The sequence below is a fragment of the Ligilactobacillus pobuzihii E100301 = KCTC 13174 genome (assembly GCF_000349725.1).
Lineage (GTDB): Bacteria > Bacillota > Bacilli > Lactobacillales > Lactobacillaceae > Ligilactobacillus > Ligilactobacillus pobuzihii.
The window spans coordinates 54,026-77,457 of the sequence record NZ_KB714685.1 but is presented as its reverse complement, the minus strand read 5'-3'; the positions used below and the strand labels follow the sequence as shown (position 1 = coordinate 77,457).

The following is a 23,432-nucleotide window of genomic DNA, read 5'->3' as shown; positions in this document are numbered from 1 at the left end:
CTTCCTAACTTACTTAAAATTATTAATTAGATAAATTCAGTTTATTTCTGCTTAAAAATATATAATTTACTGAACACGTAATTAGAAATAACTACAAAGATATTATCTAAAACCTTTACTAAAAAAGAATCCCAGTTTAATAACGAAATTCCGACGTACGTAATAACGATATCCATAATCAAAGTAATACCCCTAAAAAAGAAAAACGATAGCATTTCACTTATCGTTGCCTTCAAACCTTGATAACTACTACCAAAAACCCAAAACTTATTCGAAAAATACGCTACTAACACAGTTAGGATCCAAGCAACTACATTACCAACTTGATAATTTCCTCCAAAATATATCCAAATCATGAAAACACCAATATTGATAATTGTAGTAACTACACCCCAAAATAGATAAGCAATTACTGACTTGTATTTCTGGAACATACTTCTAATCATCTTTTGTAATATCCTCTTTTATCAGCCTATCCGTATTGATTTGTTGAAGCTTAAATTCAAATTCTTGTTTATCTTTTTGATTCACTGAATCCAACACTAACCCCGCTGAATACAAGATCAAGGAAGCGACGACCATAAAACCACACATTACCATTGTTGGCATATTTTGCACCATGCCAGTATGGATATAAGGTAGCCAAACTTTCGGCAAGAAAAAGGCCGCAGATATTATTATCAACAAAAGAGAAACAATGCTATAAAAATTATAAGGATGGAAATTTCGGTACAAAGAGAAAACTTTACGCAAGACTTTAAAGCCATCACTATACGTATTTAGTTTTGATTCGCTTCCCTTTGGACGATCTCGATAATCAATTATGCAATTTTCGACGGACAAATTATTTTCAATAGCAAAAATACTCATCTCCGTTTCAATTTCAAATCCTTTTGCTAAAACAGGGTAAACCTTAACAAATTGAAAACTAAAAGCACGGTATCCAGTTAAAATATCTCTGATATTACTCTTAAATAGGTGATTAATTGTTCCCCGAACCAAGACATTACCGATATTATGAAATGGTCTTTTATTCTCATTGAAATAACTCGAAGATAAACGATCACCTACGACCATATCTACGTTTTTATTTGTTACGAGATCCATCATTTCAGGGATTGCATCAGTCGGATAAGTATCATCGCCATCCAACATGATATAACAGTTAGCATCGATTTCACGAAACATCCTGCGGATAACGTTTCCCTTTCCTTGCTGGTACTCACGTCTAACTATTGCTCCAGCTTTTCTTGCTTCTTCAACGGTATTGTCAGTCGAATTGTTATCATAGACATAAATTTTGACTCCAGATATGTACTTCGTTGATTCCTTACAATCTTGAACAACTTTTTTTATCGTAATACCTTCATTGTAACAAGGAATTAAAATCGCTAAATTATTCATTTACACATCCCCTTATCAACCAAAAGTTAACTGCCGTTAGTTAATTGTTAATAACGTTTAGTATCTTAATACTTAAATTGGAAACATAATTGAATCGATCAATTCGATCACACGCTTTGTTGACTTACCGTCTGTAAATTGGTAGACCTTATCAGTAAACTGCCTGCGCTTTTGCTTATTCAAATCAGAATCAGCTACTTCAATAGCACCAGTCAGTTGACTTTGATCACGTACAACCACACCAGGAAATTCTGATTCGTAATCGATATTAAGTCCTGGCTTACGCGCATATTTATCCAGATCAGGCACATAAGCAATTGTTGGCTTATCAAAAGCCATCCAGTCTATCGTAATAGCTGAATAATCAGTTATCAACAAATCAGTCACACAAAAAATATTTGAAATCAACTCGTCCTTGATAAAAAGAACATTAGGATCATTTGCATATACTGAATTTGAAATTAATGGATGAGCCTTATAAATAAGGATATAGTCGTTACCTAGCTCTTGACGAAGGTACTTTAAATCGATTTCTGCCTCATTAAATTGTGTCCCAAATCTTCCCCGAAAAGTCGGAGCATAAGTAACGACTTTTTTGCCAACCAACTGAGGGTACTTTTTTAACAATCTCAACTTAGTCTGTCTAGTAAAATTCGCATCAAAGTTTTTATCATTATCAGGTATCCCAGTCACCACCACCTGGTCTTCTGGAAGATTAAAAGCCTGAGAATAGATTGTCTTAAAAAAAGCTGAATTTGCCAAAGCATAATCATAATGTTGAATGACATAATCGCGCTCAACTTCATTGCCAAATTTCTTTAAAGCTCCAGTTGCGTGCCACAGTTGCAAAACCTTGACCTGACTCTTATGTGGAAATTTTGACACTACAAAATTATTAAAATCTAAGATAACTAACCGCGAACTTTGAATCAAGAACAACTGACGAATACAAGCTAACCCATATTTTATGTTACCCCAAAAAGAAGGTTCAAGTTTAAACAAAACTGTCTGCAAATCATAATCTTCTTTAGTCTCAAGTTGATCATAAATCAACTTGAAATCCTTGGATAAATGATCATGTTCTAACGAAATAAAAGTTATCCGCCTAGAATGAACTCTTTGTAACAAAGCAAAAGGATAAAAGATAGCTAACAGAGCAGTTAAAATAATTGACTTAAGTTTCATCAAATACCTCCTCGATAATTTTGGCACTTGATCTACCATCATTCCACAAGTTAAATTTCTGGTTAAATTTAGCCAATCGCTCATAGTCAAAATCACCATGTTTAATTTCTGCTAGTAACTCATCTTCCGTTCTATCAATATCATTAGGCAAATCATCGGGGACGTTTAAATAAAATCCTCGTAACTCACCTTCGTATTCGTCAAAATCATACATATAAAAATATATTGGCCGATTAAGTACTGCATAGTCGAAAAAGACACTAGAATAATCAGTCACTAAAACATCACTCATCAAATATGCATCATTAATATCAGCATTAGCGCCCATCAGAAAAACAAAATCTGTTAAATCATCAGGGACTTCATAGTTGCTAGCAATCAAATAATGTGGTTTAAAAATCACCACATAGTCGTCACCCAAAGCAGAATACCACTTATGAAAATCAACTTGTAATTCAAAAGTATAGCCGCTTAAAGCAAAAGAATTGTCACGCCAAGTCGGTGCATATAAAATTACTTTTTTATCAGCTGGGATACCAAATTCTTCTTTTAATTTAGCAATTTTGCTTTGACTATTTTGGACCAGACAATCAACTCGTGGGTAGCCAGTTTCCAGCATCTTTCCTTTTGGAAAATTGAAAGCACTTGAAAAAACTTCACTAGAAAAGGCGTTCGGAGAAACTAAATAATCCCAGTGTCGGCTATCATTATCATAACTCGTTACCATTTGGTCATAAGTCTGTCGACTACGGTAATAAGTCGAACCATTATCCGCAATGTCATGGCCTAAACGCTTTAATGGTGTTCCATGCCAGGTCTGCAAATAAACTTGGGAAGATTTTTTGTAATAATAAGGAGCCATTTTAGAATTAAAAAGCCAGTATTTAGCTTGTAACAACACGTAAAAATACTTGAAGGAATTGAATTTAACTGTTTCGGCTCCTTCTATTTTTCTAGGAGACTTAAAAGCCCACACAAAACGGTAGTCAGAAAATTTTGGCTGTTCTTTCATATATTCAAATAAATAACGCGGACTATCAGAATATGACTTTCCACCAAAGGATACAAACAACACTGTTTTTGGCTCCACCTTTATAAAGGGTGCCAATACTCTTAAAAAAAGTGCCATTGTGTACCTTAGAACATATAATTTAATAAAACTTAAGACCTTCATTTTCTACCTCTTTTATTTAGTAACTAATTTTTATTCATAACTATGTGACTTTCCGAAAACTTTTTTGGCAACTTTAGATACTATCTTTTTAAACATTGACTCAAAAGGATAACCTTTTTCCCAACGTTGAACTGCCTTATTGATTCTCTGCGAATTGTGCTGATCAATATAGTCAAAATACTTTTGTTGATAAGAACTAACGTTAACAACTTCTGCACCATTAAAAAACTTCCCTATTTGATCTAATAGCGAACTGGAATTTTTAACGATCAATCCAGTTAAATCTTGGTTAAAATCAAGATAGCTTCCCTGTAATTTTTCATATTCTTCTTGATCAAATTGGAACAATAACACGGGAATACCATAATACAAGGCATCCCAAGTAATACTACTATAATCAGTGATCAAAAGCTCACTAGATTTTAGTTCACGATCAATCGAAATCTCACTCTGATGCATCACTTTAATGAGATCATCATCTGACTGAAAGTATTTTTCAAATCGAACAAATTTAGGATGCATCATGAAATGTAGCGTATAGCCAGACTCGCTTAAGATTTTTTTTATTTTATCAGAATGTAATAATTTAGAGTATGCTTGATAAAAGTCGCTTTTCAAAAATTGTTCATCATCTAAAAATTCCAGCTGAACGCGCCAAGTCGGCATCACAAAAATCTTCTTTTGCTTTTTCTCTCTTCTCGGGTTATCCCAACGCGCTAGGCCAGTCACAACAACATTTTTCGTTTTATACCCAAGAAAATCTGTCACGATCTTTTTTTCTACTTTTGAACTGGTAATAAAAAGGTCTGCATGGTTCATTTTGTCATCAGCAAAGAAAGCGTGTGGTACTTGCTTTAAACCTAAGACGCCGTGTTGCAAAAACACAAATGGCTTGCGATTAATCAAAAATTTAAAAACACTCTGATTATGACGCCAAGCATAAGCATGCATCTTTGTTTCTGAAGCAATAAAATACTTGGAAGCCATAATCAAAATTAAATGCTTCAAACTCATAAAATAAACAATGTGTTTTTTATAAGGTAACACATTTTTAAGATCAGGCGAATCTTTTCTAATCACATAAAATAAATGATTGTTTGGAACATGTTTTTGAACATAAGAAAAATAATAAAAGGAATTATCACGTGCATAATTTGAAAATTTTTCATAAATTAACTTGGTATCCCTATAATACCAATAAACAAATGGCATACATAAACAGGCAACAAACTCTTTAAACTTAGCAGTATTTGTATCATAACAATCTTTCTCTCGTACCTGAAATGCCAAAACGCCCCCAGCAGCAAAATACTCTGTAACCACATACGAATGTTTTGTGTGCTCAACGCTTTGATGCTTTAAGTTAAAAATATTTGTCGAAAGCCGCTGAAAACTCGATTTAGCCGATAAAGCCTGCGCCTCAACAACCCCATCTGCACCCACATATTCCAATAGAAGATCATAATAAAGGTTCATAGGAGATAATGTCGTTGCATCGATTACAAAAGCTACACCATCACCAGTTATCTCTTGAGGCGTTATTTTTAAAGAATACGTTTCATCCTTACGAGCTTTTACATACAAAACTGGATCATTTAACAATTGAACTTTATCAATTGTCAGCTTAATTAAATTATCTACATTTTTAATACTATTAATTTTTATTTTTGTCACTTTATTTATAATCCTCACCTAATAAAAATATTTAGGTCGATCCAGTCTAAAAGGTTAAAATAAATATATTTCCTCCAACATTGGATAGCCTAAATAAGTTATTCAAACTATATTTAAATTTAACAAATATATTCAGGACGTCAGTATGAATACCAAAAGTTTATAAGTAGTCTGAAATGCGATCACGTATTTTCATATGTGTGTTAGCGGCAATGATCAGAAGAAATAAAGTTATCAAAACAAAACCTAAGTTAAACATTCCTTTATCCCAAAACCACTCTCTGCCAAAAGCAATATCACGAAATCCCTCAATTAAATAATAGAAAGGATTGATCAATTGCGCTTGAATAAACAAATTAGGTATTACACTGAAATGACCTAAATCAAAAATTACCCCAGAACCATACATTAAGAATCTAAAAATGTAGTTCAAAAAGAATTTAAAGTCCGGAAAAACTACTTCAATCGAAGAACAAAGTAATGACATTGAAAGTGAAAAAATAATCAACAGTGGAAAATAAAAGAAGATCTGCAACCAATAAATAGATGGATAATAGCCATAAAACATTGCAATAACTAAACCGCCACCAACCATAATAGAAAATTCTGTCAGAAAGCCAACCATTGAAGAGGTCGGCATAATGCTGACTGGAAATTTCATTTTAGCTGTTAACTTGAATTGTCTAGTTACGCTTTTTGAGCCAACAGTGATCACGTGTTGCATAAAAGTATAAACTCCCATACCAATAAACATCCAGGCTAAAGGTGGCAAGCCATCTGGAGCAGTCCGGTGCATCAACACGCCAAAAATCAAATAATTAATTGCTAGTTGCACTAACGGATCTAAAATTTCCCATAATCTACCAAATTTATTCTGCATTGAAGTACTTTTCGTACTATACTGTGACAAATTAACCGCCACACGAAAATATTTAATTTGTTCCTTGATGTAAAGAATTGCATCTTTCATTATTGATCTGCTCCATCTACTAGTTGTTGTATTGTTTCATTACTCTGATCACCATTTTTCATTGCCAATTCCGTATGCTGTGGTTTCTTATCTGCGAAATCAATAATAGCAACGGGGCTACCCTTGATCTCTATAACGTCGCTACTCTTAATTTCCGATGATTTTTTTTCTTTAAAGAGCCGCTCCGTCAAAAATTCTCCCGGATGTTTTATTGATTCTATCAATCTTGTATCACTAATAGACACAAGACCTGTCCATATAAAGCCAAGTAAACAAAACCAAACTACAACTTTTGAGAGTAAAGATAATTTATGACTGTCCTTATTCTTTTTAAGATTTTGGGTGACCTCTTGTTTCTCCGCTTCGGACATATTGGGATCTTCGCTAAGAACATCCTTTTTTAATTGATTTACTGAATAATCCATTTGCTTTTGTCTTTGTTTATCTTTATATATTTTTTGCTCTTTTCGCGAAAGTTTTTTAAACCAATTAGCAAATTTATTATATTCTGGTAAAATTTCTTCCGGTGTACCATACGCCTTAACTTCTCCATAGTTCAGCCAAATGACACGATCACACCATTCTTTGATCGTTCGCATGTCGTGAGATACAAGTAAAATGGTTTTCCCTTGATCGCGAAATTCAAACATTCTCTTCCGAGATTTATCCACAAAAGTCTTATCACCTACTGACAGGCCTTCGTCAACGATCATAATATCTGGATCTTGATGAACCATAATTGAAAATCCAAGCTTTGCTTTCATACCAGATGAATATGTTTTTACTGGTTGATCTATAAAAGGACCTAACTCCGAAAATTCAATAATATCATCCATTTTGTTATCAATTTCTTTATTCGACATACCAACCATCAATGCTTTTAACCGGATATTTTCACGTCCTGAAAGATTTCCTTGCATACCCGCGTTGGCTGCGATAATTGAAACATCACCATTAATTTCAACTTGGCCGGTAGTTTGCGAAATTTGTCCACTAATGATATTAGATAATGTTGATTTACCAGCCCCGTTTAAGCCAATTACACCAACACACTCACCGTTACGGATCTCAAAACTAATATTTCGCAATGCCCAAAAATCCTGGTCTTCTTTGTTTGAAGAACTAACTAATGACCTAGCCTTATTTTTAGTGTTTTTAGCTGGTAATAACTCAAATTTTTTGGTCAAATATTCAGCTTTAATTTTTATTTTGTCAGAATTCATAATTTTCCTATCCTCTAAAATACTCCCTCAAATTTTCTTACAAGGGGATCTCTAATTTAATTAATTACTTTTCCTACTAGTCCAAAGTCCATCGTTAACCATTTTAACGCATCACCATAAAAAACAGAAGAAAATTTTAAAAACTTAAACAATATACAAAGCACATACAAGCTTTCCCTAATTTAAAACGTTAGCTAAAAACTCCCTATTCTAGTAGTACATACTAAATAGGGTGAATAAAAATCATACTTTTAAAATTTAAATTTTGAACAACACCAATTAAAATTACATTATTTTACACGAAAATATAAAAAGTTTTTATCCCTACCTGCACGTTTATATTTTGCAGCAATGACTCTCTTTGCTTTATTATATAATTTCTTATTACTATTTTTTATATCAGACAGCCTAATTCTAAAGCAAGACAATTTTTCAAAATTTATTGCTCCCTGAGCTACGTTTTTAACTTCAAGAACGGCTCCACCTTTTGGCAAATCATCACAGTCCTTAATAACATCTAGGTCATTTTGTATCAATAAACGGTTAATATAACTCAGTTGAATTGGTACAGTTTTACCATTAAAATCACCATGATCAAATAAATCATACCCTAAATCTAATAAAGAAAACTTATTTAATGGTAACCTTAAATGTGAAGAAAAAGTAAGACCTACATTACTAGTAGACAGAATAAAACCTTCATCTTTGGGTCTGGAATAATTATTTAAAGCATTTGACACTTTATCGGTCAAATCAATTTCTCTAACCCCACCTACAAAATGCGAATCAAAGGGATAATACCACTGTGTATCGTTTATCACCGGATCAGCGCCAACAAATTTGTAGTTTCCTAAAGCACCGTGCAAAACAGCACCTGTTCCTCCACGAGAAGCACCATAAATGACAATATTGTCTGTAGAAACGTTATAATTTTGCGCAATTTTAAAAATCAATTCCTGGATTCTTTGTTCGTAATCTGGGAAATTTTTTGTACTAGTATAAAAACTTCCACCTATTAAATTTATATCTCCAATTTCTAAAATATAAGTATTTTTAGCTATACTATCTTTTAAATTTCTAAAATCAAATTGAAAATTCCTCTTGAAGATAGAAGTTTTCTCATGTACACCAAAACTTAACATACGTACTAAAAGATGATTTTCAAAATACTTCTTGCTTTCCTTTGGCGAAATTATACGGTAATGAACTCCTTCATATATAGGGAACTGGCTCTTAAGCTCTGTTCTTTTAACAAATCTATATGCAGACCCTCTGTTGCCATGAAGAACATAGTCTTGACCTGCCAAGGCCAAGGCAATTCTCCTAGCAGGAATATTTTTTTCAAAAACTCGCATACTATTTTTTCTATTATTAGGAACATTTAATAAAACAACATCTTGTTTTAACTGTGAAATATCTTCATCAATATTTGCATCAATCGTTTTAATAGTTGGTCCTAGAGTATACTTTTGAGCTATCATTTCAATTTGACACTGAACATCAGTATAATAATTTTGGTTATATAGATAATACCAATTCTCACCACTTGGAAAGTTTACCTCTGCCGCACTATTTTTCTGATCAAATCTCAATAAATCATAGCCTTTTTCAGCAAGTCTACGTTCTAAAGCTCCTAAATTTCTATTGTATCCGTTAATCTTTTTTTCAGATAATCCGTACTTATCATGATCATATTCGTCCTGGATAACGCCATCTTTTGACATATGATTTGGTAGTCTCATACTATTAAAAACTAGTTTTGTTTTTGGAGATATTTTTTTTACTCTCTTTTCAAAAGTTTCCACTTCTTCTACCAACTTTTCAACATAGTTAGTTGTTTTTGTGTTAAAGAGAACAGTATTTTCAGGCATTGAATCGGTTAGTCTAAAGTTGCGTGTAATTAATGTTTTTTCTCCTGAGTTAAAACTACCAAAATAAATATCTGAAAACATATCAAATACCAATAAATCTGGTTGAAAATTTTTCAATTTTTCCCAAAGTCCAACTTCAAAATCCCAACTTAAAAATTCATATAAATCACTATTTTGCTTGACAGTATCTGCATATTTTTTTATGTCTCCATAATTTGATAAAAAATGACCCAGAGTATAAAACTCTTTAACCTTTTGGACATTATAATTTCCATTGTATACTTCATTAATTTTTTGATCAAAAATATAAGTAGACGCAGGAGAGCCCATTGTTAAAATTTTCAGTGAACTATTTTTTTTAGATAATTTAGACTTCATTTCACTAAAATCGCTCGTTATTTTTTTTATAAAATTTGGCACATGTTTTTTTTTGGAAGAACCGGTACCACTTTCACTATATAAATTTTCCCTCATAATTTATAAACCACCTTAAAACCGATCAAGAATTATCACGTTCAGTATACTTAAAGATGTTCCATATATCCATAATGTCATTAAGAATTAAAAACTTATTCAATATGATTAGCTAAGCACATTGAATGGGGACATATGATGTACCTCAATAGATGTTATTTACTATTTATAAAGTAGTATAATATTCAAAGAAATCATCTGTTCGTATATGCTTATATTCATTGTAGATATTTTTCATGGCTTTTTCATACTCAAGCTCGCTGGAACTTTTAATGTCATCTAAGCGAATCCTAAAATTTTCTATCTTGTCAAAGCTAATTGCATTTTTAGCAAGGTGTTTAATTTCAAGAACAACTCCTCCAACTGGTAAGTCTGCATTACTATCTATCACATTTACATTGTCTTCCATTAATAAACGATTGATAACACTTAATTGGATAGACACAGTTTTGCCATTAAAACCAGGATGCTTATACAAATTCATACTTAAATCTAATAAAGTAACTTTTTCTAGTGGAAGTCTTAAATGTGAAGAAAAAGTAACACCAACATTACTTGAAGATAGTATTACTCCATCAGAACTCGCACGTTTATAATTTTCCAATGAAGACCTTACTTTTTCAGTTAAATCGACTTCCCTAACTCCTTCAATAAAATGAATATCAGAATCCTTATACCAAGGCATATCATTAATAACAGGATCCGCAGCTACAAACTTATAGTTTCCTAAAGCTGCGTGGATAAAAGCACCTGTTCCTCCACGAGAAGCACCGTAAAGTACAATTTCATCCTTTTTAACATTATATTTTTCAGATATAAATCGAATTAACTCTTGGACTTGCTCCTCATAATCTGGAAAGTTTTTTGTGTTCGTATAATAACTTCCGTTTATTAAATTGATATCACCGATCTCTAATATATATGTGTTTTTAACAACACTATCTTTTAAAGTTTTAAAATCACGCTGAAAATTTCTACCAAGCATCGAAGTCTTATTATGGGCGGTAAAACTAAGCATTCTCACAAGCAATCTATTACTCCAGTATTTTTTATCTTCTTTAGGTGGAATAACTCGATAATGAACATCTTTATATTTTGGATAATTAGTATCCAACTCCGTTCTTTTAACGAAACGATAAAAAGTTCCCATATTTCCATGAAGGATATAGTCATGTGCAGATAATTTCAGGGCAATTTTTTTAGCTTTCTTATTTTTTTGAAATACTTTTAAATTTTCCTCCGAACCAGGTACATTCAAAAAAACAATTTCTTGGTTGATTTCTTCGATGTTCATTTGGGAATCTTCATCTAAAAATAAAATCGTTGGCCCTAAATTGTAACTTTGAGCTAAAACTTCAATTTGGCTCTGAACATCCGTATAGTAGCTTTGATTATAAAAATAATACCACTGCTCTCCAGTAGGAAAGTTCACTTCCGCTGCACTATTTTTCTGATTAAATTCTAAAACATGAAAGCCCTTTTCTCTTAATACCTTATCCAATTCTTCCCAATGGCGATTATAACCGTTAATTTTGTTAACCGAAAATTTATATACACTACGGTAATATTTTGTTTTAATAGCTCCATCTTTAGACATATGAATGGGAAATTTTGCACCATTAATAATCAATTTCGTATTTGGCGAAATCTCATGTACTCTTTTTTCAAAACATTCAACCTGTTGTGCCACCGTTTCAATATAATCAGAACTCTTAGTGTTAAAAATTGTAGCGTCGTCAGGCACTGAGTTCATTAGCCTAAAGTTTCGAGTAACCATAGTTCCATCTTTTAATTTCAAACTACCAAAATAGATTTCTGGAAATAAATCTAGTACTAATAATTCAGGTTGGAAATCTCCTAACTTCGCCCAAAAGTTGTCCTCAAAATTCCAACTTAAAAATTCGTACAATTTTTCATTTTTTTTAAAAATTTCCGCAAATTTTTTCACATCTTTATAACGTGATAAAAGATGGCCTAGAGTATAAAATTCTTTTACCGTCTGGACATTATAATTCCCGTTATATATTTCATTAACTTCCTGTTTAAAAATATATGTGGACGCCGGAGAGCCCATAGTTAAAATCTTCATCAATTTAACCCCTTTGCTAACTTCACCTTAAGCATACTGATTTTATTTAATTAATTTTAACGAAAGTTTCTTAGAATATTCTAAGTTCTTCAAAGCTATTATTGAAGCTTTTTCTCAAATTCACGAACTGCCTCAAACGTACGCTTTGAATTATTATGGTCAGCATATTTAAAGAACTTATTCCTTAAAGGTGAATATTGTGGATTTTCCTTAAAGCCATTATTGATATAGTATTGGATAGCACCTAGCAATTCGTCAACATTTGCGACTGAATCACCAAACAAATCCTTATCAAAATCCATATAAGTCCCCTGATAACGTTCATAATCGTCCCGATCAAATTGGAAGAACACGACTGGCTTTTTCATATAGAAAAATTCAAATGAAACACTTGAATAATCAGTAACTAGCAAAGAACTCTCCATCAACATTTCATTGATTTTTACATCCCCAAATTGGTGTGTTTGGATATGTTCTCCATGAATCGTAAATTTGTCACTGTATTCACTAAACTTAGGATGTAACATAAAATGTAAAACAATATTATTTTTTTCCAACATTTTATCCAATTTTTTGGATTCAAGCAGTTCTTTATAATGCTTAAAATAATTACTTTCAATAAATTCCTTCTCAGGGATACCATCCATCCAAGAACGCCATGTCGGCATGACAAAAATCTTCTTGGCTCCAGTCTGTGATTTATCCTGAAGCACATCCCACCGTGTAAGTCCTGTCACCATAATTTCAGACTCATCAAAACCAAAATTGTTGTGAATTATACCCTTCTCGAAATCAGATGAAACAGCAAATAGAGATATTGCTTTATTTCTCCGCTTATTAAATACATAATCAACTCGTTTAAGAGCAATTACTCCATGTTGTAAGAAGATAAATTTCTTTCTATTTAAAATATTATGCAAACGTCCCTTTTGAATCCGAATATCATAACTATGACCCTTAGACTCAGAAGAAATCATTAATTCTGCTCCAAACATATAAAGCATATACTTAAAGCTCATAAATTTTAAAATTTTATCACTTTGATACTTGATGTCTTCATAGTCCGGAGAATCCCTTTTGATCACGAAGTAATAATTATCCTTTTTATTATTATTGTAACAATAATTAAAAAACTGGTAGCCATTATCTTGCGCAACCGCTGCATTTTTCTCATAACCAATCCAAATTTTTTTCTTTTCTAATTGTCTCTGGAATAGACGGTATACAACATACGCAATATTTTCCTTAAATCTATTTCTTCTATTTTCATAAGGCATTCTTTCACGATATGTTAATGCAAAAGATTTATCAGCAGTGATATATGGATAAATCATATAATGGTCAGCCAAATCAATTTCGTTACGTGTGATTCGTTTCTTAACTGAGCGTTTTAAATGTCTAGTCGGATTTTTTAAACGAAATGGGAACTTCTCTTCTCCAACTTGAAGAATAACATAAATATCCCAATAGAAAGGCAAAAAATGAAATTTGTGGGGATCAATATTTAATTGAACCGTGAACTGCTCATCAGCTACTGAAACGACCTTTGCTGGGATCTCATGCTCAACAACCATAGACTTGTTTCTCAACTTAATTTTACCAGGTACAACTTTAAAATTAGAAACACCAATATTTGAAAGCGTAGCTTCTACCATAATATTTTTTTTAGTGACTTTATAATTAGTGATTTTCATATCATGTTCAAGTCGTTCATTATGGATATTATCACTATCATTCCAAATCAAGCATAATTCATTTTTAGAACTAAAGTATGGTACTAAACGAAACTTGTTGTCTGATTGTTTTTTACTGATTGGAGATAAGTAGCGATTAAACTTATCTTTCACTTCACTTGAAAATAAGCCTAGTTTGCCATGGTTTTTCCTTCCCTGCTGTCGTAATTCAACCAACACATCCCATCTAGTTGAAATCAATTCCTGTTCACTTATAAATGAACGAAAGTCCAAAACCACTGTTTGTAGATCTTTAATTCTAAAGTTAATAGCTACTTTTTGTTTTGTCTTGCGTTCGCTTAAGTAAAAGTTAACTTCACTTTTTGAATCTAAAATTATTGATTTTAGTCTTACCTCAATTTCCCCAATATCTTCCTTAAAATAGGCTACGGGAATCTCAATTTCAGCCTCTTTATAAAGGATATCCTGGTACCTTTCTGAAGTAACTGTTTTAAAGATCAATTCGCTGTCAACATTCCAATATACTAACAAGTATGAATTACTATCAATTTTTATAGACTCATTTGGTCTCTTTTTCTTAAGTTCTTCATCGCCATATTCTTTGTTATAAAAACCAAAATATCGATAATCAGTAGACATGACCTCACTGTCTTTTTCTGCTTCGTCAAACATTTGTAAATTGTCACCGTTATTTTGAGCGTTCGTTTTCTCAACAAGGATATACCGGTAGTGCTGCTCGGGAGATTCTAATACTTTGTCAGAAATTTCAATTCTAGAATCGCTAATTGTAAAATTTTCAACCGATTCAAAATACTTATTATCAATATTTTCTTTAAAGATAAAAACATTTTCAGCTTGATCACTTTGCTCAAGTAAGTCAACACTGAGGAGCTCAGGGGAAAACGAATGTTTTTCTACAACACATGCTTCTTTAGGAACACTGAGCACCTTTTCCAAATACGATTCTAAATTAGAAGTTATCCTAAATTTGCCATGATTAGAATAACAATAAATCCCTAATTTATTCCCGATTTGGCTCTTTGAAGTAGTTAAATCGGTGGTCAACCTTCCTTCATAAAGAATATTTCCTCTAATAAATGCAACAATAGGAGTTGCATTTTTCAGCTCAATAATTAATGGTAAGGCTCCTCTATTAATTTCAATCGTTGCACGGTTTCCATCAACCCGAAAATAAGCACCAGTATGCAAAATATATTTATTCTTTTTTTCTTTCCAAGCAACATAAATATTGTCACCCTTACTCTTGAGTGAGGTATTTAAAGCCAGCTTGTCATTAAAAAAGGTAAATGAATCGATAGGGATATCAATTTTACGTTGCCGCTTAAATTTACTTTCGACATTCAGATAATTCCCTCTTAATAATGAGACTTGATTATCCTTTGTAAAATAAAAACGAAAGCCATACTGCTCATCAGTGTGATAAAAAACTTCTCTTCTATTCAGATTTAGTCCAAACTTTCTCTTCTTATTTTTTAGACGAATAAGCCCTTCTTCCTTCGTAGATAAAAAAACTTCATAATTGACTTGCTCAACTTTTGGTAAACAAATTTGCTCATAATCAAGTATGACTTGCTGATTTTGAATATCCGGTTGAGCATCCACATAAAAAACATCTTTTGTTTCTTGATTTTGCAAGGCAAAAGACAATTCTTCATTTTCATTAATATTCTCTATTTTAACGAATAGTTGTTTTTCTCGTATTAAGACTCTTGAAACATCCATATGTAAAAATACGCTACCTTTCTTTTACTTAACTTATAATCAAACTCAGCTTAAATTTAGAAGTTAACTAAAATTACACGCTTAATCATTTAGTAACAAAATATACAATGCTGTACTTAACTTGCAACAATCCATTTTTTACATTTTTCTATAAATAATAACAATATTTTTTAACTGGACCCTAAAGCCACCTAATCAGTATATCTCAATTAAATTAGCTGAAGCGAAATTCGACTTATATTTAACTGAGTTTTAAAGAAATCTACCTATAAATATACTACTTTCACTATAAATTTCAAAATACGTTACTTACTGGCTAGCTACAAAACCTTATAATCAAAGCAGTAAATTTTATCAGCCATATCACACCACTCATATCGTTTAACGGCATAGAGTTCGTATGTCTTCAGTACACAATTTTTCTGTTTTGCTTCTTCAAGTAAGAAACCAGTTCTAAACGATTATATCTTCAATTATTTCTTCTTTGTTACGCCTGACATAGTCAAAAATTACTTGAATTATCTTAATCTAAATTTTGCTTACATAACGAGCCATTCTGAATTCTTCTTTTATTACACGCCCATGTTCCCTTTACTCCCTCTAGCACTCTTTGCTGGTAGTTTTATTTCTGCTTTCTGCAATTATCATATTCTCCCCGTCAAAATTATTATTGGTTAATATTCTTTTGGCTGACTTCTGTCGTATGAAGCTAAACATTACTGTACGGTCTGTTCTTATCAGAAATAATTTCTGACTTGAAAGACCTCCTATGACATGACAGTTACTTTACTGTTTGGCTTCGAGTAGTCTGCCTTCGGTGCGTGTTACCACCCGCTATATCTCACAACGGGCTCCAACCGCCTAGTTATTTACCCTAAGCACGCCAAAAAACATCACAGACTTAAAATCTGTGATGCTTTCCATAAACTTATCTTAACAAATATCTAAAAACGCTTGTTATTTCAATTTTTTACTTAATTCCTTAATATAAGCTTTCAAGTCATCCTTAACTTCAGGATGTTTTAACCCAAACTCAATCGAGGTCTTCAAGTACCCAAATTTATACCCTACGTCAAAACGGTCACCCTTAAATTCATGAGCAAACACACGTTGAATTTGGTTCAAACGGTCAATGGCATCCGTCAACTGTACTTCATTACCTGCACCTGGCTTTTGTGTTTCTAACATATCAAAAATCTCGGGTGTCAAAAGATAACGACCAATGATTGCCAGATCAGAAGGCGCCTTTTCTACATCTGGTTTTTCGACAAACTGTTTAACATCATATAATCCGGGTTGAGATTGAGCACCTGGATCGATCACACCGTACTTATTAACTTCTTCATGCGGTACTTTCATGACAGCTAAAGTTGAAGCATGTGTTTGCTCATAGTGCTGCATCAATTGTTGAGTCAAAGGAATCTTATCTTGCATAATGTCGTCACCCAACATTACAACAAATGGTTCATTACCCACAAAATCTTTAGCCATTAGCACAGCATCGCCCAATCCACGTGGATGAGATTGACGAATAAAGTAAATATTAATATCGGTTGTTTGTTCAACCAATTTTAATAGACCGTCTTTACCTTTTTCTTTCAAATTTTGTTCTAATTCCGGTACCGAATCAAAATGATCCTCAATTGGGCGTTTTCCCTTCCCCGTAACAATTAAAATATCCTCGATTCCCGACTTCTTAGCTTCCTCAACTATGTATTGAATCGTTGGTTTATCGATGATCGGTAACATTTCTTTAGCCAATGCCTTAGTCGCAGGTAAGAAACGTGTCCCTAAACCAGCGGCTGGAATGACTGCTTTTCTGACTTTCATGTATATCCTCCTAATTTACTATCCTATTTAATACTGATATTCTACCATTTAAAAAGGCCATTTTGAAATGAATATTCTTATACTAAAGTAAATCAGGCTAAAAAAGATTATTAAAAACATCCCACAATTATTAGATTGTATGTCTAGCAATTATGGGGTTCCTCTCAACCCGAGGTGGACTTTCTTACGTAAGCACCTGTATTAAAATTTACAGCAACAAACCATTTATCTAGCAATATTACTACTAAACTTAAACTTTACGTCCCATTAACTACATTCACAGTCTGACCTGCCAAATACTGCTCCAAGTTTTCAGCCGCAATATCCATTCCTTTACCACCTTTCAAAAATGTTCTTATTTGAATTAAGGGTTGTCTGAAAAAAGTCCCAAAAATTATCCAAAATACAACCCGAATCTTTCTATCAGAATTACCTGTGAAAGATTCGGGTCAACTCTCTTAAATAGTTACTCCCTATAATAGTTATTTAAGCTATCTTTTTTACAAAATTACGTATGTTGGGTCCTGGATGAACTTCATCACCTCTGTGCTTCTTATAACCAATTCCTTTATCAACCAACATAATGTTTTCGTCCGTACTATCCCGAACTCTGACAAGATTTCGCCCGTAAACATGGATAACTTTCATCACAGCATACCCTACTTGCGGCCCTTTCTGTAATCGTTAATATTTGCAGTGGAGAAATTAGCAACTCACACTCTTTTATTTGAGCGTCTCGACTCCAGCAACAGAGAAATCTTCCCTCACTCAGTATTCAACGATCTTGTAGTATCTTCTCGTTTTAACTGACCGACCAGTTCTTTCAGTATACAAATTTAGCAAAGTATCAAAATACTCACTCAAAGCGGCACATTCAACAAAGCTAGCGACTACTGGATGCAAACCACTAGTATCAAATTCTTGCATATCCAAGAAGAAAAATTGGTCAGTGTACTTCTTCAAAAAGTTTAGTACTCTAACATCTTCAGAACGAGTAGCTCCAGAATTTAAAACTACAAAAACCGGCACGCCTTTTTCTACTAGTTCAAACGGACCATGGAAGAATTCAGAAGAATGAACTCCTTGAGCCGGAATACGTTGGATCTCTTCCAACATATAGTTGCAGAAGCAACAAACTTCACCCCATAAATTGCCGGATGTAAGCCACATCTGCGGTTTGGCCAAATCAACGTTATTAACCATCTCTTGAGCAGCCGTAAAAATTTTTTTAAGTCCTTCTACAATAATTTCCCCTGCTTGCGTAAAGCTCTTTTGTATTTTCAGTAGCTCCTCTTCAGTATACTTCTGACTCAACAAAATCATTAACCACCCAAAAGCTACAAGATGAACATCCGTCTCACAAGAAGAAATACGATAGTCATACAATTCCTTCTGATCGATGACTGTGTGGTCACTTCCAATTTGTCCCACGATCGTAACGTTTAAGTGAGCCGCCTTTATTTTCTCCAAGGTTGCTATCAACTCTTTGGTTTCGCCGGACTCTGTCCCAAAGACAAGCAAAGAATGACTATCTATCTGATCATGATAGACATTCCACAGCTCATCAGGAGTTGTGATCACAATTTTAGTATTCATTATTTTTAGCAAAATTGCGCGTGAATCGACATATTTTGTAAAGGCACCACCAGAACCAACTAAGTAGATAGTTTCAATATCCTTGTGGTTAATTTCCTCTGCCATTTCTGAAATCTGTGGCAATTGTTTGACTGCTTTTGAATAACTGTTTAAAATACTCTCACCATTAAAATTCATGCTATTGCTCCTTTTCTATTATTTTCCTAAGAATCCGAACTGCGCTCCCAAGACACTAATTATGATAATTACCAGGAGGATCACAAAGACATTCACTTTCTTCTTTAATAAGTATGCGATGAAAAAAGTCAGTAAGAGCGGAACTGCATTGGGTAAAATCGAGTCTAAGAGAGTCTGAATCGTCTGTGGGTCTTTGCCGCCAGCAATTTTAGTCGGCAGTTTAACAATGACCATTGAGGCGATCATGCCGCCAATCACTGTGTTACCCAGAATGTTTAAGGCAAATGTAATGTTGTCCATTAACCCACTCGCCATCTTTTCGACAAAAGTAACTCCTGTCTTATAACCTAACATCGTGCCGTAATAACGAACCAACAAATTAGGCACGTTGTAGATAACTAAGAATAGCAGCGGCCCTAACACACTACCCTGTTTGGCTAGAGAAATACCGATCCCACTCGCAATAATGCGTAGGGTCCCCCAGAAGAAAGAATCCCCGATCCCAGCTAATGGACCCATTAAGCCAACCTTCATTGCGTTAATTGATGAAACATCGAATTCTGGGTCATTGGCTTTCTTTTCTTCCATAGAAGCTGCCACACCTAAAATAAAAGGTGACATTGCGGAAGTACAGTTGAAAAATTCCAAGTGACGTTTTAGAGCTTCTTTTTGATCATGAAGCTTGGGGTATAATTTCTTGATCACACCCATCATCGAAAAGCCAAAAGCAATACTCATCATTCTTTCGTAGTTAAAAGAGGCTTCCATCGGCATTGACCGCCAAAAGATTCCTTTTAGTTCTTTTTTAGTAATTTTTTTCTCAGAAGTCATCGGAGAACTCGTCTGTTTCTTCGTTGCTGCCTTGTCCATTACTTCCACCCTTTTCTTGAATTTCATTTAAAATAATATAGATGATTGCAGCAACTATTGTCCCAATAATAGCAATAGCAATCATATCTAGCTTGAAATAAGTTACCAAAACAAAGCCCATAAAGAAGAATGGTGCGAGCTTGTTGGAAAATGTCATATTCAAAAGCATCGCAAAACCTACAGCCGGCAAGATATTAGTAGCAATTGTCATCCCATCAATAAAGGATTGGGGAATAATTTTCAAAAAGGCTGTGATTGGACCACTACCAGCTGCAAAGGCCACTGTAATGACCAGCGATAAAACAACCGGTCGTACCAGACTGATCCAGATATGCATATTAGCCGCTGAAGTTAACTTGTCTTTTTCAACCATATCATCAGCCTTATGTACCATAATTGGGTTAATAACCAGATAGAGGAAGTTTTCAAATAACATACCGACAGTCGCGATAGGAATTACTAACGCCAAAGCCACACTCATGCTATAACCGTTTTTCATAACTAGGGCAGAAGCAACGATCCCACCAACGATCTCATTGGGTGGAATTGAAGCACCAATCGCCATCATACCCATGAAAATCAACTCCAGAGCAGCACCAAGTACCAGCCCCTGGTGAACATCACCAAATAAAATTCCGACCAAAAAACACATCACTAAGGGTCGTCCTAAAAAAGAAGTGCCCATAAAATCTTCCAGGTTACCCACCATTGAGATCACAAAAATTCCAATTGTTTGACCTATCAAATCATTCACCCTCGATCTTTGACTAAGCTGCTAAATCTAACGTCTCCATCATTGGGAGCTTGCTTAATAATGACATTCACGCCCTGTTTTTCAACTTCAACCAATTGTTTAATTTCCTCAACTGTCACATAAATTGACTTAGCAATTTCTTGCGTCTCAGGCCGACTGGCAACTAAACCTACATTGATGTCATTGATCTGTTCAGTATTCTTCACTAATTCATAAGCATCTTTAACAGTTTCAACGATCACAAAAACTTTATACTTGTCCGTCACACCACTGTTGATTGCTTGGACAGACTCCGCGACAGTTTTAAAAATCAACTTCACCCCGCTTGGTTTAGCCAAACTAAGTGTCTTTTTTCTGAAATTACTGTGAGCAACCTTATCGTTAGCAATCAAAATAGCATTCACACCCAGAAAATTCGTCCAGGCAAAGGCGACCTGACCGTGTAGTAAACGATAATCAATGCGCATTAACTTAATCACGTTATTTCCTCCCTTTCTTAATTAGAACTCATCCTCACTTTTGCTGACAGTTAACTCCGCACAGTTTAGCAGCGCTTTTCTAGCAGAAAGAACGGCTTTGTCAATTGCTTCTTTTGCTGACAAATTACTGCTATTTACTAATTCAAGGACCAAAGTAAGGTTCAAACCCGTAACTAAATAATAATCAAACGTTGGTTGCAATTTTAAGAATTCGTTATTGACACTGCCACCAAGAAGATCAGTAATGACAATCAGTTCACTAGAAGCATGCGCTTTCAAAAAATTAATAATTTCACTTTCTAGGTCATAATCACTCTGTACATACGCACAGAGAGTATAAACATTTTCTTGCTTACCCATGATCAACTCTAATGAATCCTTGACACCTCTGGCCATGTTACTATGTGAAGCTAATAAATATTCCCGCATTCTCATCACCTCCTTTCAAATTTTGTTGACTCGCATTAGGTACTCAAAGGAAAATAACAAATTTTCCCAAAATAAAACCCGTTCCTTTCCCCTAGAATTACTGGGAAAAAAACGGGTCAAGCCTGCCAAGCAGTTACTCCCCAATTATTTATTTTTGTTACAAGCAGAGTCTAATTCACTAAGAGCAAATCTGACGTAATTTTCCCAATAAAAAAACCCAAATCTTCAACAAATAGTGAAAATTTGGGTTAAGCCTACCAGATAGTTACTCCCCACAGTATCATATTATTTAACTGTTTTTTCGATAAAGACCTGAGTTGTTGGCCGCTGCTGTATCAAATCCCCTCTTCTTTTCTTAAACCCAATTCCCTTGTCGACCAACATAATACTTTCGCCAGCACTATTCCGAACTCTAACAGCATTTTGACCATAAACCTGGATAACTTTCATCTAACCAGCTCCCTGATTAATGTCATACATGTAATCGTTAACATTTAAATTTTGAAAATATGTATTCAATATGAACATCAAATTATAACCAACAGTCAGTTACCAATACTTTCCATATTCAAAAACAAATTCTTACGACATAAACAGGGAATTAAGCCTACTTACTCTAAATAAGAATCCCACGATATATGTCAAGTTTTGTTAATAAAATCACTACTAATGTTCTCTCTATCAACTATACTAAACTACTTACATCCAATAATCAAGTATGTGATTACTCTTTTTAACATTAGATAAGTAAATGTTTCTCTTCTAAATAAAAAAAACTTTAAGTATGGTTAAACTATTAGCAAAGTTTTTTAAGGAAATGAGAATAGATGATACCAAAAATTGGAAAAATAATTCGTAACCAAAGACTACAAATGTCCATGACTATTGATGAACTAGCGGAAGCGTCTAACTCTTCAACTAGTTTTATTTCAAAAATTGAACTAGGAAAAGTCAGTAATCTCAAAATAAATAAATTAGTTGAAATCTTGGAAGCTTTAGATCTATCAATTCAAGATGTTTTTAATTTTCCACAAATTTCAGATAATGAAACGTTGGAGTTACTGCACTACTTAGAAAAACTCCCCGAAGATAAACGCGCAAAACTTTCCGAAGCAATTCTCAGCTTTGTATCTGCTATTCAAGACTAACTTTTCAAAGTATTACTCTGCTTGGATAGAAGCTTTTTAAACAAATATGAAACTTAAGGACAGCGATGTCCTTTTTATTTTTAAGAAAATAAAAAGTGCTGACGTTTTTTATTCATCAACACAATGGGATTTTATTCAATTAAAAATGAGAAACAATAACTTTATTTGATTTTCTTCCCTAATTCTTTTATATAAGCTTTCAAGTCATCCTTAACTTCAGGATGCTTCAACCCAAATTCAATAGAAGTCTTCAAATAGCCAAACTTATATCCTACGTCAAACCGGCCACCTTTAAATTCGTGAGCAAACACACGTTGAATTTGGTTCAAACGGTCAATGGCATCCGTCAATTGAACTTCATTCCCTGCCCCTGGATTTTGAGTTTCTAACATATCAAAAATCTCGGGCGTCAAGAGGTAGCGACCAATGATTGCCAGATCAGAAGGCGCCTTTTCTACATCAGGTTTTTCGACAAATTGCTTAACATCATATAATCCGGGTTGAGATTGAGCACCTGGGTCGATTACACCATACTTATTGACTTCTTCATGTGGTACTTTCATCACGGCTAAAGTTGATGCATGTGTTTGATCATAGCGCTGCATCAATTGTTGAGTCAAAGGGATCTTATCTTGCATAATGTCATCG

20 protein-coding genes are annotated in these 23,432 nt (G+C 33.7%); 1 reads left to right on the top strand and 19 read right to left on the bottom strand.

All coding sequences use genetic code 11. The annotated features are described in order from the left end of the window. Positions 1–41: 41 nt before the first annotated feature. The 18 genes from LACPOB_RS0101925 to LACPOB_RS12405 form a co-directional block, all read right to left on the bottom strand. Positions 42–446, bottom strand: a complete 405-nt coding sequence (locus LACPOB_RS0101925) for a GtrA family protein (RefSeq protein ID WP_017867152.1) — start codon at positions 444–446, stop codon at positions 42–44. After that, positions 439–1,404: a glycosyltransferase family 2 protein gene (locus LACPOB_RS0101920; RefSeq protein WP_017867151.1), complete on the bottom strand. Its 966-nt coding sequence runs from the start codon at positions 1,402–1,404 to the stop codon at positions 439–441. The genes LACPOB_RS0101925 and LACPOB_RS0101920 overlap by 8 nt, the downstream gene beginning before the upstream one ends. A gap of 72 nt (positions 1,405–1,476) precedes the next feature. Continuing rightward, a complete protein-coding gene (locus LACPOB_RS0101915) occupies positions 1,477–2,589 on the bottom strand; it encodes a CDP-glycerol glycerophosphotransferase family protein (RefSeq protein WP_017867150.1) in 1,113 nt (370 codons plus the stop codon). After that, positions 2,579–3,763 (bottom strand): CDP-glycerol glycerophosphotransferase family protein, encoded by a 1,185-nt coding sequence (locus LACPOB_RS0101910; RefSeq protein ID WP_017867149.1) that lies wholly within the window; start codon positions 3,761–3,763, stop codon positions 2,579–2,581. Before LACPOB_RS0101910 ends, LACPOB_RS0101915 begins: the two co-directional genes overlap by 11 nt. A gap of 30 nt (positions 3,764–3,793) precedes the next feature. Further along, the gene (locus LACPOB_RS0101905; RefSeq protein ID WP_017867148.1) at positions 3,794–5,437 is read right to left on the bottom strand and encodes a CDP-glycerol glycerophosphotransferase family protein; all 1,644 of its coding nucleotides are present in this window, start codon (positions 5,435–5,437) and stop codon (positions 3,794–3,796) included. 160 nt (positions 5,438–5,597) lie between these two features. Beyond that, a complete protein-coding gene (locus LACPOB_RS0101900) occupies positions 5,598–6,407 on the bottom strand; it encodes an ABC transporter permease (RefSeq protein ID WP_017867147.1) in 810 nt (269 codons plus the stop codon). Further along, on the bottom strand, positions 6,407–7,630 hold the full coding sequence (locus tag LACPOB_RS11560; RefSeq protein WP_017867146.1) for an ABC transporter ATP-binding protein: 1,224 nt from the start codon (positions 7,628–7,630) through the stop codon (positions 6,407–6,409). Before LACPOB_RS11560 ends, LACPOB_RS0101900 begins: the two co-directional genes overlap by 1 nt. 290 nt (positions 7,631–7,920) lie before the next feature. Beyond that, positions 7,921–9,975 carry an XcbB/CpsF family capsular polysaccharide biosynthesis protein gene (locus LACPOB_RS12255; RefSeq protein ID WP_017867145.1) on the bottom strand — a complete coding sequence of 685 codons (2,055 nt, stop codon included), beginning with the start codon at positions 9,973–9,975 and terminating at the stop codon, positions 7,921–7,923. 166 nt (positions 9,976–10,141) lie between these two features. After that, positions 10,142–12,064 (bottom strand): XcbB/CpsF family capsular polysaccharide biosynthesis protein, encoded by a 1,923-nt coding sequence (locus LACPOB_RS0101885; protein WP_017867144.1) that lies wholly within the window; start codon positions 12,062–12,064, stop codon positions 10,142–10,144. 98 nt (positions 12,065–12,162) lie between these two features. Beyond that, entirely contained in the window at positions 12,163–15,414 is a 3,252-nt protein-coding gene (locus LACPOB_RS0101880; RefSeq protein WP_258420979.1) for a CDP-glycerol glycerophosphotransferase family protein, read from the bottom strand. Positions 15,415–16,458: 1,044 nt separating this feature from the next. Beyond that, positions 16,459–17,331 (bottom strand): UTP--glucose-1-phosphate uridylyltransferase GalU, encoded by an 873-nt coding sequence (galU, locus tag LACPOB_RS0101875; RefSeq protein WP_017867142.1) that lies wholly within the window; start codon positions 17,329–17,331, stop codon positions 16,459–16,461. Between the two features lie 486 nt (positions 17,332–17,817). Next, positions 17,818–17,979: a CAT RNA binding domain-containing protein gene (locus tag LACPOB_RS12590; RefSeq protein ID WP_017867141.1), complete on the bottom strand. Its 162-nt coding sequence runs from the start codon at positions 17,977–17,979 to the stop codon at positions 17,818–17,820. Positions 17,980–18,099: 120 nt separating this feature from the next. Beyond that, positions 18,100–19,104, bottom strand: coding sequence for a hypothetical protein (locus tag LACPOB_RS0101865; protein ID WP_017867140.1), 1,005 nt, complete (start codon positions 19,102–19,104; stop codon positions 18,100–18,102). An 18-nt stretch (positions 19,105–19,122) separates the two neighbouring features. Beyond that, on the bottom strand, positions 19,123–19,935 hold the full coding sequence (locus LACPOB_RS0101860) for a PTS system mannose/fructose/sorbose family transporter subunit IID (protein ID WP_017867139.1): 813 nt from the start codon (positions 19,933–19,935) through the stop codon (positions 19,123–19,125). Then, on the bottom strand, positions 19,925–20,728 hold the full coding sequence (locus LACPOB_RS0101855) for a PTS mannose/fructose/sorbose/N-acetylgalactosamine transporter subunit IIC (protein ID WP_017867138.1): 804 nt from the start codon (positions 20,726–20,728) through the stop codon (positions 19,925–19,927). The genes LACPOB_RS0101860 and LACPOB_RS0101855 overlap by 11 nt, the downstream gene beginning before the upstream one ends. Then, entirely contained in the window at positions 20,725–21,207 is a 483-nt protein-coding gene (locus LACPOB_RS0101850; RefSeq protein WP_017867137.1) for a PTS sugar transporter subunit IIB, read from the bottom strand. Before LACPOB_RS0101850 ends, LACPOB_RS0101855 begins: the two co-directional genes overlap by 4 nt. Positions 21,208–21,228: 21 nt before the next feature. After that, positions 21,229–21,636 (bottom strand): PTS sugar transporter subunit IIA, encoded by a 408-nt coding sequence (locus LACPOB_RS0101845; RefSeq protein WP_017867136.1) that lies wholly within the window; start codon positions 21,634–21,636, stop codon positions 21,229–21,231. Positions 21,637–21,921: 285 nt separating this feature from the next. Then, entirely contained in the window at positions 21,922–22,086 is a 165-nt protein-coding gene (locus LACPOB_RS12405) for a CAT RNA binding domain-containing protein (protein WP_017867135.1), read from the bottom strand. A gap of 377 nt (positions 22,087–22,463) precedes the next feature. On the opposite strand from LACPOB_RS12405, the gene LACPOB_RS0101835 reads away from it, so the two are divergent. Continuing rightward, positions 22,464–22,784 carry a helix-turn-helix domain-containing protein gene (locus LACPOB_RS0101835; RefSeq protein WP_017867134.1) on the top strand — a complete coding sequence of 107 codons (321 nt, stop codon included), beginning with the start codon at positions 22,464–22,466 and terminating at the stop codon, positions 22,782–22,784. Between the two features lie 161 nt (positions 22,785–22,945). On the opposite strand, the gene LACPOB_RS12915 is transcribed toward LACPOB_RS0101835, so the two are convergent. Continuing rightward, a partial coding sequence (locus LACPOB_RS12915) for a UTP--glucose-1-phosphate uridylyltransferase (protein ID WP_258420978.1) occupies positions 22,946–23,432 on the bottom strand: 487 nt, incomplete at its 5' end.

What these genes read in the sequence shown, in the direction of transcription:
- LACPOB_RS0101925 (WP_017867152.1), bottom strand. Translation starts at nt 446, where the DNA reads ATGATTAGAAGTATGTTCCAGAAATACAAGTCAGTAATTGCTTATCTA.
- LACPOB_RS0101920 (WP_017867151.1), bottom strand. Translation starts at nt 1,404, where the DNA reads ATGAATAATTTAGCGATTTTAATTCCTTGTTACAATGAAGGTATTACG.
- LACPOB_RS0101915 (WP_017867150.1), bottom strand. Translation starts at nt 2,589, where the DNA reads ATGAAACTTAAGTCAATTATTTTAACTGCTCTGTTAGCTATCTTTTAT.
- LACPOB_RS0101910 (WP_017867149.1), bottom strand. Translation starts at nt 3,763, where the DNA reads ATGAAGGTCTTAAGTTTTATTAAATTATATGTTCTAAGGTACACAATG.
- LACPOB_RS0101900 (WP_017867147.1), bottom strand. Translation starts at nt 6,407, where the DNA reads ATGAAAGATGCAATTCTTTACATCAAGGAACAAATTAAATATTTTCGT.
- LACPOB_RS11560 (WP_017867146.1), bottom strand. Translation starts at nt 7,630, where the DNA reads ATGAATTCTGACAAAATAAAAATTAAAGCTGAATATTTGACCAAAAAA.
- LACPOB_RS12255 (WP_017867145.1), bottom strand. Translation starts at nt 9,975, where the DNA reads ATGAGGGAAAATTTATATAGTGAAAGTGGTACCGGTTCTTCCAAAAAA.
- LACPOB_RS0101885 (WP_017867144.1), bottom strand. Translation starts at nt 12,064, where the DNA reads ATGAAGATTTTAACTATGGGCTCTCCGGCGTCCACATATATTTTTAAA.
- galU (WP_017867142.1), bottom strand. Translation starts at nt 17,331, where the DNA reads ATGAAAGTCAGAAAAGCAGTCATTCCAGCCGCTGGTTTAGGGACACGT.
- LACPOB_RS12590 (WP_017867141.1), bottom strand. Translation starts at nt 17,979, where the DNA reads ATGAAAGTTATCCATGTTTACGGGCGAAATCTTGTCAGAGTTCGGGAT.
- LACPOB_RS0101865 (WP_017867140.1), bottom strand. Translation starts at nt 19,104, where the DNA reads ATGAATTTTAATGGTGAGAGTATTTTAAACAGTTATTCAAAAGCAGTC.
- LACPOB_RS0101860 (WP_017867139.1), bottom strand. Translation starts at nt 19,935, where the DNA reads ATGACTTCTGAGAAAAAAATTACTAAAAAAGAACTAAAAGGAATCTTT.
- LACPOB_RS0101845 (WP_017867136.1), bottom strand. Translation starts at nt 21,636, where the DNA reads ATGCGGGAATATTTATTAGCTTCACATAGTAACATGGCCAGAGGTGTC.
- LACPOB_RS12405 (WP_017867135.1), bottom strand. Translation starts at nt 22,086, where the DNA reads ATGAAAGTTATCCAGGTTTATGGTCAAAATGCTGTTAGAGTTCGGAAT.
- LACPOB_RS0101835 (WP_017867134.1), top strand. Translation starts at nt 22,464, where the DNA reads ATGATACCAAAAATTGGAAAAATAATTCGTAACCAAAGACTACAAATG.